The organism is Streptomyces sp. NPDC094032 (genome assembly GCF_040303965.1).
Taxonomy (GTDB): Bacteria; Actinomycetota; Actinomycetes; order Streptomycetales; family Streptomycetaceae; genus Streptomyces.
Genome location: NZ_JBEOUE010000022.1, coordinates 23,279 through 35,949, shown reverse-complemented (window position 1 = coordinate 35,949; position 12,671 = coordinate 23,279). Strand labels below are relative to the sequence as shown.

Sequence of the window (12,671 nt, the reverse complement as noted above, 5' to 3'; positions counted from 1 at the left end):
TACCTACGTCCGACGTCCGACAGCCGGCCTGCCGACCAAGGCCGGAGATCGGACCCGAAGAAAGCGACTGCGAAGAAGACATGACCACCATCAGCGTGGACGCGGCGGCCGGGGGACAGGGGGCCGTGCTGCTCCTGGACCGGACGCGGACCGTCGTCGACCCCCAACTGCGCGACACCGTCGAGTCGTTGCCGGACTCGATACGGCGTGTGGCGATGTACCACTTCGGCTGGGAGCAGGCCGACGGGACACCCGCCGACGGGGCCGGCGGCAAGGCGATCCGGCCGGCGCTGGTGCTCGCGGCGACCCGCGCGTTCGGCGCGGACCCGGGGCCCGCGGTGAAGGCCGCCGCCGCGGTGGAGCTGGCGCACAACTTCACCCTGCTCCACGACGACATCGTCGACGAGGACCCGACCCGCCGTCACCGGCCCACGGCCTGGACGGTGTTCGGCATCCCCGACGCGCTGATGGCGGGCGACGCCATGTCCGCGCTCGCGCTGCGGCTGCTCGCCGAGGACCCCCACCCGGCCTCGACCGCCGCCGCGGCCCGGCTGGCCGCCTGCGTCATCGAGCTCTGCGCGGGGCAGCAGGCGGACTGCGCCTTCGAGCGGCGCGGACCGCGCGAGGTCGGCCTGGACGAGGTGGTGGCGATGGCCACCGCCAAGACCGGCGCCCTGCTCGGCTGCGCCTGCGCGGTGGGCGCGCTGTACGCGGGGGCGGGGGAGGAGGAGGTCGCGGCGATGGACGCGTTCGGCCGGGAGGCCGGTCTCGCGTTCCAGCTGATCGACGACCTGATCGGCATCTGGGGCGACCCGGGACGCACGGGCAAGCCGGCCGGCGCCGATCTCGTGGCCCGCAAGAAGTCGCTGCCCGTCGTGGCGGCGCTCGTCTCCGGGACCCCGGCGGGCGAGGAGCTGGCCGAGCTGTACGCGCGACCGGTGCTCGACGCGGCGGCCGTACGGGCGGCGGCGGACGCGGTGGAGCGGGCCGGGGCCCGGGACTGGGCCCAGACGCAGGCGGCCGAGCGGATGGCCCGCGCGGTGGAGCAGCTCTCCCGGGCGGTTCCGGACCTGTCGGCGGCGGGGGACCTGCTGGCGCTGGCGGAGTTCGTGACACGGCGTACGCGCTGATCGCTTCGGGGCGTACGAAGGCGGGGCTTGCGCAACCACTACAAGTGGAGCACTATGGGTGCAGTGGTCAGCACGCCACGTTCCCTGAGGAAAGAGATCCGGCTTGCGCAAGCTCACGTACTACGTCGCCTGCACCCTCGACGGCTTCATCGGCGACCCCCATGGCGACGCCTCCTCCATGTTCCAGTTCATGGACGAGGAGTACGCCGCTTTCATGAACACCGAGTACCCGGACACGATCCCCACCGCCTTCCGGGAGACCTTCGGCCTGGCGGGCGTGGCCAACAAGCGCTTCGACACGGTGATCCAGGGCCTCGGCTCGTACCGCCTCGCCCTGGACGCGGGCGTCACCAGCCCGTACGCCCACCTGCGCGAGATTGTCGCGACCCGCTCGCTCACCGAGTCCCCCGACCCGAACGTCGAGCTGGTCGCCGGCGACCTCGCGGCCCGGGTCCGCGAGCTCAAGGCCGAGGACGGCTCGCTCGGCATCTGGCTCTGCGGCGGCGCCCAGGTCGCGGGGCAGCTGGCCGACGAGATCGACGAGCTCGTCATCAAGTCGTATCCGCAGGTCTACGGCTCCGGAATGCCGATGTTCGGCACCGGCTTCGGCATCCGGGACTTCGCGCTGGAGGACGTGCGCACCTTCGGCAACGGGGTCGTCGTGCGGACGTACACCAGGAAGCGGTGACGGGCGCCGCGTCCTAGGCTGGAGGCATGGCCGACACGGCGTCCCACACCACGCGGGACCCACGGGCCGAGCACCCCTGCCCGGCCTGCGGGGAGCCCCTCCAGGTGCTCGCGCAACGGCACAAGGTGCTCGGGGCCTGGGTCCCCGAGTGGGAGGTCCAGCCGTGCCGCAATCCGCGGTGCGAACGGTACGAGCCGGAGGGAGCCGGGGGTGTCGTTGGGGGTGCTGGGGGCGCGGGTGCCGACGGGGCCGTCGGGGGAGGGGTCGCGGAAGCCGCGAGCGCGCACGTGACCGGCAAGAACGGCAAGAACGGCGAGACCGGGAGAAGTCCGGCCCCGAGGTGACCGGCCGAGCGCCGGAGCCGGTCATACCGCTACAGTCCGCGCATGTCATCGGAGTCGACAGAAGTCTGGACCGGTTGGTACCGGGACCGCCTTGGCGCGGAAGCGATCGTCATCGCGGCCGACGGGGGCCATGTGGCCACCCGGATCAGGGGAATCGAGTACACGGGTGCCGGCTTCGCCGCGCTGCGTGCCGCGGACGAGGGCGGGCAGGCCCTCGGCGGATGCGTACTGGAGTGGGACCTCCCGCTCCCGGTGGTCGCGGACGGCGCGACCCAACAGGCCACGCTCAGCTGCCTGCTGACGCTCGGCGACCGGTCCGACCTCAGCCTGACGCTGCACTACGCGGGCGCCGCCTTCGAGTCCGGCATAGCGGGGGCCGACTTCGACGAGGCCCTCACCAGGGTCGCGCGCCAGCTGCCGCCCGGCACCGAACTCGGCCGAAGGCTGCTCCGCGCGGCCGCCTGACCCACCAGATACATCGGACCGGCCGGGGAGCCGCCTTTCGGCGCCTCCCCGGCCGTCCCGATGGGAGATCTCCTCAGCCCGTCACGTCACGTCACGGCGTCTTGAACGCCGAGGCGAGACCGTAGCGCCACAGCTGGTCCACGCGGGAGCGCTCCTGGGAGTTCGGGTAGGGGTTCTGGCAGGACGTGCCGGGCCCGCCGCCGGACATCAGCTCGCTGCACGGGCCGCTGTAGTGGTCGGGGAGACCGAGGACGTGCCCGGTCTCGTGGGCGGTGACGCGGGTGGAGTTGTACTGCTGGTTCTGCCGGTAGTCGAGGAAGATGTAGCCGTTGCCGTGCCCGTCGGTGCTGGCGTACGAGCCGCGGGAGTCGTTGCCCTCGTAGTAGGCGAAGTCGGCGTTGGACCCCTCCACCAGGCGGACGTTGGCGACGGAGCTGTTCCAGATCTGCGCGGACTGGGATATCTGGGAGCGGAAGCTGGGGGCGCTGGAAGCGCTGTAGACCACGGTGACGGCGGCGGCGCCAGGCGCGGCGGCCCGCTTCTTCGCCACGGACTTCATGACGGCGTCGAAGAACGCCTGGTTGGCCTTGGCCTCCGCGCTCGACCCGGCGTAGCCGGCGTACGGAGCGGGCGACGCGTCCGCCGTGGCGGGAACGGCGCCGAGGGAGAGGGTGAGGCCGGCACTGAGGGCGGCGGTCAGTAAGGACGTGAGGATCTTCGGGTGTCGCATGGGGGGCTCCTCCTGTGGGGTTGAGGAGAGTCTCGGGGGAGCCGGGGCGCGTGGGAATGATGTCAGCACCCGATAACACAAGGACATCACCGCTCCTCCAACTGGCCTCCTACTAAAGGCGGTTACGGGACGACAAGGCCATCTGGTGCCGCTGGCCGGTCCCGCCCTAACCTCGGCTGCATGGAGCTGGAGGTCAGGCACCTGCGGGCGCTCTGCGCCATCGCGGACACCGGGAGTCTGCACAAGGCGGCGCGCCAACTGGGCGTGAGCCAGCCCTCGTTGACCACCCAGCTGCGCCGCATCGAGAACGCCCTGGGCGCCGAACTCTTCTCCCGCACCCGCACCGGCTGTCACCCCACCCCGCTCGGCCGCACGGTCCTCGGCCGGGCCCGCCCGCTCGTCGACGGCATGACCGCGCTGATCACCGAGACCCGGGCGGCCGCGGCCCGTACGGGCGGCCCCGCGCTCCGGGTCGGCTCCACCGCGAGCCGCGCGCTGCCCGGCTGGCTGCGCCGGCTCCGCCAGGGCCTGCCGGGCAGCGACATCGCCCTGCGCGTGGACGTCTCGGCCCACGCCCTGTTGCGCACGGTCGCGGCCGGGCGACTGGACCTGGCCTTCGTCCACGAGGTCGAGGGCTGCCCGCTCCGGGTGCCGCCCGGCCTCAGGGGGCGCGTCCTGGTCGAACGCGAACCCCAGTTCATCTCGATGGCCCGCGACCATCCGGCGGCCGGAAGGGAGGTCGTGGAGCTCACCGACCTCGCCGACGACCGGTGGGCGGTCGACCCGGCCGTGGACGGCGAATGGGACGGCCTGCACCGGGTGTTGCGCGCGGCGGGCCTGGACCCGCCCCTGCTGCACGCGGACTACCACACGGCCGCCTCGCTGATCGTCCTGGGCGAGGCCGTGGCCCCCTGCCAGCCCACGTCGGGCCCCCGCGAGGACATGGCCGTCCGCCCCCTACGCGGCGACCCCCTGGCCGTCCGCCTCCTCCTGTACGCCGCTCCCGGCGTCGCCCTGGACCGCCCGTACGCCGAACTGGCCGCGGCCTACCGGGAGGCGGCCCTGGGCGCGGCCCCGTACCGAAGCTGGCTGCGCGCGGGCGGAACGGCGGGCCCATGCATGATGACGGCATGAACACCGCCCCCACCCAGGACCCCTCTACGGCTGTCGCCCTTCCCAGCGAGGCCCCCTCTGCGGCTGTCGTCCGTCCCGCCCAGGCCCCCTCCACGGCTGTCGTCCGTCCCGCCGGGGAAACCCCTACGGCCCGCGTCCGCCACGCCCGCCCGGAGGACCTGCCACGCGTCGCCGAACTGGCCGCCGAGCACGCCGCGTACGAGAAGGCCGCCCCCCTCGCCCCCGGCCTGGCGGCCCGCCTCCAAACCCTCCTCTTCGCGACCCCGTCCCCCCGCCTCCGCTGCCTGGTCGCCGAACTCCCCGACACCACCCTCGCCGGCTACGCGACCTGCGCCCCCGAACTCTCCACCTGGGACGGCGCCGAGTACCTCCACATGGACTGCCTCTACCTCACGGAGTCGGCCCGAGGCCACGGCTTGGGCGCCCTCCTGATGACGGCGGTCCGCGCCGAGGCGGCCGCTCTCGGCCTCGCCGAGATCCAGTGGCAGACGCCGCCGTGGAACGAGGACGCGATCCGCTTCTACGACCGCCTGGGCGCGACTTCGAGGGAGAAGCGTCGGTATTCGTGGCCGGCGGCCGGGGAATGAGAGTGGGCCCGGAGGAGTTCCGGGCCCGAGATGCATCAGGTGCGGTCGACGGCGGAGACGGCGAGGAGGGATTCCGTTTCCGCCGCTGAGCTCGGGATGCATATGGCGACGCCGATGGCGGCGGCGGTTCCGGCGATGATGACGAGGAGACGCGTGCTGAGAGTCTTCATTTGTGCTTCTCGCAAAGGTTGATCTGTGCCGCCTCATTGCGGCGCTTGGCGGGACTTCACCACCTGTTCCCCATTGTTGCAAGTCGACTCCACGCCGATGATCTTTCTGATAAGTTCGACATCCTTCACAACAAATGCATATGCCGGAGGTATTATCCCTGGTTTTCCGGTGCGGTCAGCGAGGCCAGCGCCCGCCGCGCCTCGCTCTCCTCGTGCGCCGCCCCGATGTCCCGTGCCGCCGTCCACGCGCCCTTGTAGTTCAGGGCCGCCTCGCTCGCGCGCCCCACTGCCCTGAGGGCGTCGCCGATGGTGTGCAGGGTGGCGGCGGAATTGCGAAGGTCGCCCACTCTGCGGAAGACGGAAAGGGCCTCGCGGTACAGCGCGAGCATCTCTTCGGATTCACTCTCGGCGACCATCGTGTTGGCCAGATTCACCTGAGCGGACGCCCGCTCCGTGTCGCTCCCTATTCTTTCGAGGAGAGCAAGGGATTCCAGGGCGAAACGGCGCGCGATGTTCCGCTCGCCACGATGGGCGTGCAAATCCGAGAGGTTGTTGAGGACGCGAGCGACTTCTCGTTCGTCGCCGCAGGATCGGAATCCCTTCAGGGCGGAGTGGAAGGACTCCTCGGACGCCTCGTAGTCCCCGACGAAGAGATGCGTGATGCCCATGTTGTTCCGGCAGCGCGCTATCTGCCAGGCGTCACCGGTCCGTCTTCGTAATTCCAGCGTCGCGCTCTGGAAGGTCAGCGCCGTGCCGTGCCGGCCGAGGTGCCAGTGGATGACGCCGAGGAGGTGCCGGACTTCGGCCTCCGTCTCCGGGTCGCCGAGCGTGCCGGCCAGGTCCAGGGCCCGGTGGGTGCTCGACAGGGCGCGGGAGTAGCGGCTCGCCCGGGACTGGGCGCCGGCCAGGTCGATGAGGGCACAGGCCTCGCCCCGCGCGTCGCCCACCGCGCTCCAATGGCGGGCGGCGGGGCCGTGCATGCGCTGCGCCTCGCTCCAGTGGCCGTCCTCCTCCAGGAAGCCGGCGAGCGCCCCGGCGAGCAGAGCCGCTTCGAGTGGGCGCCCGCGCGTGCGCGCGCACTGCTCGGCCGCGACGAGACCGGCGCGCTCCTGGGCGAGCCAGTCCCGCGCCTCCTGGGCGTCCCGCCACTCGGGCAGGGCGAACGCCGTACCGCCCTCAGGGGGAGAGGCCGTCGGTTCGTAGCGGAACCGGCGCGGGTGGATCATTCGCGAAGCCCGCCGGGACGCCTGAAGATAGAAGTGAATCAACCGGCCTTGTGCGGTGTCCCGTTCGGCAGGCGAGTCCTCCATTGCGGCCAGCAGGCGCGCGTATTCACCGACGAGGTCGTGGAACTGGAATGTCTCGGGCGCCGGTTCGGACAGCAGATGATCGTCGAGGAGGGAGTCGAGCACGCGTTCCGTCACGTCGAGGGAAAGGCCGGTGAGCGCGGCGGCGGCATGCGGTCCGAAAGTAGCTCCGAAGTGCAGGCTCAGCAGCCGGAACGCCTTCCTTCGCTCTTGTGTCAGGGCGTGGTACGACATTTCGAATACCCGGGCGATCTCACGGAATCCGTCTCTGATCTCGGCGAGCCTGCCGGGTGTTCTCGTGAGTTTCTCCACCAGGTGCGAGGTGGTCCACGAGGGGCGGGACGCCAGGCGTCCGGCGGCCAGTTCGACCGCGAGCGGCAGATGCCCGCAGAGTCGGACGATGCGCGCCACGTCCTCCGGGTCCCCCACGCGTTCGTCGCCGACGAGACGCCGGAAGAGGGCGGCGGCGTCGGCGGCGGGCAGGATGTCGAGGAAGAGCGAGCGGACCCCGGGCAGCCCGGTGAGCCGCCGTCGGCTGGTGATGATCACCAGTGACGGGGAACTGCCGGGAAGGAGCGGCCGTACCTGGTCCGCGTCGGCCGCGTCGTCGAGGACGATCACGGCGCGCCGGTTGCTGAGCAGGGTGCGCCAGAGCGCGGTGCGTTCCTCGGGGTCCGCCGGGATGGAGTCCGCCGCGACACCGAAGACCCGTAGCAGGGTGAAGAGCGCCGCCTGCGCGCTCAGGGCCTGACGCCCGGGAGCGTGGGTGCGTAGATCGAGCAGGACCTGCCCGTCGGGGTAGCGGTCGGCGAGCAGACGGGCCGCGTGCACGGCGAGGAGGGATTTGCCGACCCCCGGCATGCCGGCGATCGTCTGGAGGGCGATGATCCCTCCGCCGCCCACCCCGGAGGGGTCGGCCGCCTCGGTGCCGCCCAGGGCGCAGACGTTCGTGATCAGGCCGAGCTCGCGTTCCCGGCCGACGAGGTCCCCGTGCCCCGGCAGGGTGTGGGGTGCGGCGGGGGACGGCCGGGCCGGTGCCGGGCGCGGCAGCAGCTCGGCGACGGGGGCGTGGTCCAGGACCAGCCGGTGGACCCGGGACAGGGCCTCGCCGGGGTCCGTCCCCAGCTCCTCGGAGAGTCTGCGGCGGACCGAGTCGTACGTGCGGAGGGCGTCCCCCTGGCGCCCGGAGCCGTAGGCGGCCGTCATCAGCTGGGCCGCGATGGTCTCGTCCGTGGGGTGCGCGTCGAGCAGCGCCGTCAGGTCGGGGACGAGTTCGGCGTGGCGGCCGAGGCCCAGCTCGATCGCGGTCCGCGTCAACGTGGCGGCGAGCCGCTTCTCGGTGAAGTGGGCCCGTCTCCCCTCCGCCCACAGGCCGGTGAGCCCCGCGAGCGGCTCGCCGCGCCACAGCTCGTCCGCCTCGGTGAGGCGCTCCAGCGCACCGGCTGTGTCCCCGCCGCCGGACAGCGCGCGGGCCTCGTCGGTCAGGCGCCGGAAGCGGTGCCAGTCCACCAGGTCCGGGTCGATCTCCAGGGTGTACGCGTGCGCCCCCTGAAGCAGGCGAGCGGGGCACGCGGCGGTGCGCAGACGGCGCCGGATGCGCGCCGCGTACACGTGCAGGCTGGCCCGCGGCTTGCTGGGCGGCTCCTCGTCCCACACCCGGTGTACGAGGGTGTCGAGGGTGACGGGGTGTCCGGCGTCCAGGGCCAGGGCGGTGAGGGTCAGCCGTTCCTTCGGTGTTCCCGGGGCGTCGCGGCTTCCGGCCAAGCGGAATTCGACCGGCCCCAGCAGGAGTATTCCGAAGTCCACCGAGCGCCCCCTATCGCCGGTAGGCCCGCACATGTGTGCCTGCACTCGCTTGTAGAGGCCAAAGGATGACACGATGTCAACTCGGTCAAAAGATGGCGCCACTCGATCAAATTTCTTGGCCAGAATGATCTGTTGATCTCGATTGATCAGAGTGTTCGGTCTGATTTGGGTCAATTGAGGGTAGGGATCATGCCGTCCAAGAGGGCCAGAGTCATAGGCGCCGACGGACATACGGGGGGAGACGGCAAATATGGAACCCGCGACGGCTCCACGGCTCACCACTGCCCTGCTCCAGGGGGCGGCACGCCCCGAAATGTGGCGCGTTCTGGCCGACCGGCTCAGGGATCTCGACACGGATCCGGCGGTCGCCGATCTCTTACGCAGCGGGCCGACGGCCCCTCCCGCCACCCACGCGGACCTGGCCGGTCGGCTCGTGACCGCCGCGACCGCGGACCCGCGCCTCGCCGGGATCCTGGGAGAGTGGACGGCCGCGGTCCTGGGCGCTGAGGGAACACCGGGCGTGGCGACCGGCAGGGCCGCCCGCGCCGTGGCCGTGCCAGGCACGACCCGTACGGCCAACACTCTGACCGGCGCCGCCACGGTCCACGGACCGGTCGTCCAGGCCGGCGAGGTCCAAGGCGGCGTCCACATCCACGTACCACCGGTCCCTGCCGTCCCGCCCGGAGCGGATGCGCGACAGGTGCCTCGGCAACTCCTGCCCGATCCCGAGCACTTCACCGGCCGCACGGACGCCCTCGCGCTCCTGGACGCTCTCCTCCCGCAGCTCGGCGCCCGCCCCCTCCTCACGGTCGTCAGCGGATCCGCAGGGGTCGGCAAGTCCGCGCTCGTGACCCGCTGGCTGCACGGCCTCGGCGACCGCTTCCCGGACGGGCAGCTCTACGCGGATCTGCGCGGCCACCTCCCCGACAGCGGACCCGCCGCCCCCGGCGAGATCCTCGGACGCTTCCTCAGAGCCCTCGGCGTGAAGGAGGTCCCCGTGGAACCCGCCGAGGCGGCGGCCCTCTGGCGCTCCCACACGGCGGGTCTCCGGCTCGTCGTCATGCTCGACAACGCCCTCAGCGCCGCCCAGGTCCGTCCCCTGCTGCCCTCCTCCCCGGACAGCCTCGTCGTGGTCACGAGCCGCCGGAGGCTCACCGCCCTCGGCATCGACGGCGCCTCCTTCCAGCAGCTCGGCGTGCTGTCCGCCGCCGACGCGGTCCGGCTGCTCGCGGGCCGGATCGGCGCCGACCGGGTACGGCGCGAACCCGAGGCGGCCCAGGAGGTCGCCGCCCTCTGCGCCGGCCTGCCGCTCGCCGTCTCCGTCGCCGCGGCCCGGCTGGCCGCCCGCCCCCAGCAGTCCCTCTCCGCGATGGCGGGAGCGCTGGGCGGATCCGGCGCGGCCCGCCTCGCCGCGCTCAGCGTGGGCGGGGAGGACGCCGTACGACTCGCCCTCGACGCCTCGTACCACCAGCTCACCCCCGAACTCGCTCGCGGCTACCGCAGGCTCGGCCTGCCGCCGGTGTCCGTCCTCAACGGGCCCGTCGCCGCCGCGGCCTGCGCGGTGGGGCCCGACGAGGGCGACCGGATGCTCGACGACCTCGCCGAGGTGAGCCTCCTGGAGGACCTGGGACCCGACGACACCACCGGCCTCGGGCGTTACCGCTTCCACGACCTCGTCCGCGCCCACGCCGGCCAGCTCGCCGACACCACCGAGGCCCCGGAGGCCCGCCGGGAGACCGTCCGCAGGGTCGTCGACCACTACCTGGCCGCGGCGACCTTCGCCGAGGAACTGCTCACGCCCAGCCACCGCAGCCTGCGCCGCGACTACGCCTTCCCGCCCGGCCACCGGCCGCCGTTCGAGCACGCCGCCGGGGCGCTCGGCTGGCTCGACGCCGAGCGGTTCCACCTGATGGCCGCGGTGCGGACCGCCGCCGAACACGGCTGGGACGCCACGGCGTGGCAGCTCGCCGATGCCATGTGGCCGCTCTTCCTGCGCCTGCGCCCGTACGACCTGTGGGTCGAGGCACACGAGATCGGCCGCGCCGCCGCCGAGCGGGACGGGGACCGACGGGGACTCAGCCGCATGCTGACCTCGGGCGGCGCCGGGCTGCGCAACGCCGGGCGCCCCGACGAGGCCGTCGCCTGGTTCACCGAGGCGGTGCACGGCGCCCGCGCGGACGCCGACCGCAAGGCCGAGGCGCAGGCCCTGCACGGCCTCGGCCAGTCGCACCTGCTCGCCGGCCGGCTCGACGACGCCACCACGTACCTGACCGAGGCCCTCGCCCTGCGCGAGGCCATCGGCTACCGGCGTGGCGCCGCGATGACCCGGATCTGCCTCGGGGACGCGGCCCTGACCGCGGGCCGCCCCCGGGAGGCCGTGCCCCCGCTCGCCGAGGCCCGGGCCACGCTCCTCGCGGTGCCCGACCCGTACGACGCGGCCCGCGCGCTCGCGCTGCTCGGGCTGGCCCTGGCCCGCGCCGGGGCGCGCCACACCACCGGTGAGGACGCCGAGACGCTGCTGAGGCAGGCGCTCGACGAGTTCACGGCGACCGGGTCGGTGCACTGGCGGGCCCGGACCCTCGAAATGCTCGGCGAGACCGCGGACCTGAGAGGCGACCGGACCGGGGCCAGGGACCGGTACGAGCGGTCCCTGGCCCTCTACGAACCGGTCAGCGACACCGACGCGGCCCGTCTCCGGACCCGCCTCACCCAGCTGGGCCGGCTCCCGTGACGACGAGCACGACGACGACCCCGCCCGCCGCCCGCAGCCCCACGACGCACCCGCCCTCACGCCGCGCGACGACGGTCAGCAGGCACCCCGGGTACCGCAGCAGCACGGAACGGGCGAGGCGCACGGCGACCGGATGCGGAAAGGCGCCCACGGAACTCAGTACGTCCGCGCACTGCCGCCAGGCCTCACCGGCGCCGCCGTCGAGCGCGACACAGACCAACTCGTCGGGACCGCCGACCGCCGAGACCGCCGCGCCGCCGCTCACGCGCACACCTCCGACGGACCGTCCAGGCCCGCGTCCAGGGCCGGCGGGTCGGACAACGGCGCGGTCTCCGGCTCGTAGGCGGGTTCGCCGAGCCGGAGGATCCGGTAGAGCAACCGCCGCATGTTGGCGTTGAACCGGCCCGGCTCCGAGGAGATCCGGCCCGCGATCCGGGCGTACGCCTCCGCCGGGTAGGTGGCCGCCGCGTACGCCAGCTGCTCCGCCAGCGGGTGCGCGGGGGAGAGCGCCGGGGCGACCCGGGCCAGTTCGGCGCCGGGGGAGGCGGGATTGACGTCCTCCTCGGGAAACCGGGCCAGCAGGATGGCCGCCGGCGTCATCGTCGCGTACAGGGTGACGGAGCCGTGGTCGCCGATCACCCAGTCCGCCGCGACCAGCAACGGCCGCCAGTCGGCCTCCGGCGATACGAGCGTGATGCCCCGCCGCCGCAGACCGGCCAGCCAGGCCCGCACCTGCCAGTCGCCGTGACCCGACCAGACGTTGGGATGGACGAGTACGGCGATCCGGTACGCGCGCTCCGGCAGCTCCGCGAGCAGCCGGGGCAGGAGCGCGTCCAGCCGGTTGAACGAGGAGCCGAGCCCCCACGTCGACGAGACGAGGACCAGCCGCTCCCCGGGACGCAGCCCCAGCGCGAGCCGGTAGCGCTCGCGCAGCGGCACACTGGCGGCGATCCGGTCGTGGACGCCGTCCCCGACGACCTCGGTGACGGGCAGCGCCTCGGGGCAGGACTCGCGCAGCAGCTCCAGGTCCTCCCGATGCGCCACGGCGTAGGCGGCGGGCACGACCCGCCCGCCCCACATGAGATACGACCGCCCCATCCCGCCCACCGCCCGGGCTCCGCCGCCCTCCCGCACATCGGCGACCCGCTGCAACTTCACGTGCCCGGCCCCGTGCGGCAGCCGCACCAGCGGCGCCCGCACCTGCTCCACCCCCTGCGAGCCGGCCGCGAGCGCGAGATCGAACTCGGTCCGCACCGCCTCCTCCCACGGCAGCACCACTCCACCGAGCCCGCTCAGCGCCCGCAGGGCCCCGCCGTTGAAGGCGTGCGGCGCCACCGTGAACGCCACCTGCACCCGCAGATCCGCCGCGAGCAACGGCAACAACTCCCGCAACCGCCTCCCGTACACCTCGGTATGCACCACCACCAGCACCTTCCGGCACCCCTGGAGGGTCACCCACTGCGCCGGATTCCTGTCCACTACGTCCATCGAAGCCCCCGTCTCCGGTTGCGCGGCCAGTTCGCCGACGAACCTTCCCGACGACCACGTCCACCCCCTTGCGACCGCCTTGCCGAAACCT

General features: G+C 73.0%; 11 protein-coding genes. 6 read left to right on the top strand and 5 right to left on the bottom strand.

Going from position 1 to position 12,671, the window contains the following annotated elements:
* Window positions 1-80 precede the first annotated feature (80 nt).
* The 3 genes from ABTZ54_RS26720 to ABTZ54_RS26710 all read left to right on the top strand — a co-directional run bounded on the left by ABTZ54_RS26720 (window position 81) and on the right by ABTZ54_RS26710 (window position 2,627).
* Entirely contained in the window at window positions 81-1,130 is a 1,050-nt protein-coding gene (locus tag ABTZ54_RS26720) for a family 2 encapsulin nanocompartment cargo protein polyprenyl transferase (protein ID WP_351667792.1), read from the top strand.
* A 103-nt stretch (window positions 1,131-1,233) separates the two neighbouring features.
* Entirely contained in the window at window positions 1,234-1,818 is a 585-nt protein-coding gene (locus ABTZ54_RS26715) for a dihydrofolate reductase family protein (protein WP_351667790.1), read from the top strand.
* A gap of 386 nt (window positions 1,819-2,204) precedes the next feature.
* Window positions 2,205-2,627, top strand: a complete 423-nt coding sequence (locus tag ABTZ54_RS26710; protein WP_351667788.1) for a DUF6304 family protein — start codon at window positions 2,205-2,207, stop codon at window positions 2,625-2,627.
* Window positions 2,628-2,718: 91 nt separating this feature from the next.
* Here the strand turns inward: ABTZ54_RS26710 and snpA are convergent, their stop codons facing one another.
* Window positions 2,719-3,357, bottom strand: a complete 639-nt coding sequence (gene snpA, locus ABTZ54_RS26705; protein ID WP_351667786.1) for a snapalysin — start codon at window positions 3,355-3,357, stop codon at window positions 2,719-2,721.
* Window positions 3,358-3,537: 180 nt separating this feature from the next.
* Here snpA and ABTZ54_RS26700 point away from each other — a divergent pair, with 180 nt between their 5' ends.
* Window positions 3,538-4,491 carry a LysR family transcriptional regulator gene (locus ABTZ54_RS26700; RefSeq protein WP_351667784.1) on the top strand — a complete coding sequence of 318 codons (954 nt, stop codon included), beginning with the start codon at window positions 3,538-3,540 and terminating at the stop codon, window positions 4,489-4,491.
* On the top strand, window positions 4,488-5,078 hold the full coding sequence (locus tag ABTZ54_RS26695; protein WP_351667782.1) for a GNAT family N-acetyltransferase: 591 nt from the start codon (window positions 4,488-4,490) through the stop codon (window positions 5,076-5,078). The genes ABTZ54_RS26700 and ABTZ54_RS26695 overlap by 4 nt, the downstream gene beginning before the upstream one ends.
* Window positions 5,079-5,113: 35 nt before the next feature.
* Here the strand turns inward: ABTZ54_RS26695 and ABTZ54_RS26690 are convergent, their stop codons facing one another.
* Together ABTZ54_RS26690 and ABTZ54_RS26685 are read right to left on the bottom strand one after the other, a co-directional pair.
* The gene (locus ABTZ54_RS26690; protein WP_351667780.1) at window positions 5,114-5,248 is read right to left on the bottom strand and encodes a hypothetical protein; all 135 of its coding nucleotides are present in this window, start codon (window positions 5,246-5,248) and stop codon (window positions 5,114-5,116) included.
* Window positions 5,249-5,400: 152 nt separating this feature from the next.
* Window positions 5,401-8,361 (bottom strand): AfsR/SARP family transcriptional regulator, encoded by a 2,961-nt coding sequence (locus ABTZ54_RS26685; protein ID WP_351667778.1) that lies wholly within the window; start codon window positions 8,359-8,361, stop codon window positions 5,401-5,403.
* A gap of 250 nt (window positions 8,362-8,611) precedes the next feature.
* Here ABTZ54_RS26685 and ABTZ54_RS26680 point away from each other — a divergent pair, with 250 nt between their 5' ends.
* Complete coding sequence (locus ABTZ54_RS26680; protein WP_351667776.1) at window positions 8,612-11,092, top strand: ATP-binding protein; 2,481 nt, start codon at window positions 8,612-8,614, stop codon at window positions 11,090-11,092.
* Here the strand turns inward: ABTZ54_RS26680 and ABTZ54_RS26675 are convergent.
* Entirely contained in the window at window positions 11,067-11,357 is a 291-nt protein-coding gene (locus tag ABTZ54_RS26675; RefSeq protein ID WP_351667774.1) for a hypothetical protein, read from the bottom strand. The two genes, ABTZ54_RS26680 and ABTZ54_RS26675, sit on opposite strands and share 26 nt — an antisense overlap.
* Window positions 11,354-12,580, bottom strand: a complete 1,227-nt coding sequence (locus ABTZ54_RS26670) for a hypothetical protein (RefSeq protein ID WP_351667772.1) — start codon at window positions 12,578-12,580, stop codon at window positions 11,354-11,356. The genes ABTZ54_RS26675 and ABTZ54_RS26670 overlap by 4 nt, the downstream gene beginning before the upstream one ends.
* Window positions 12,581-12,671: the final 91 nt, after the last annotated feature.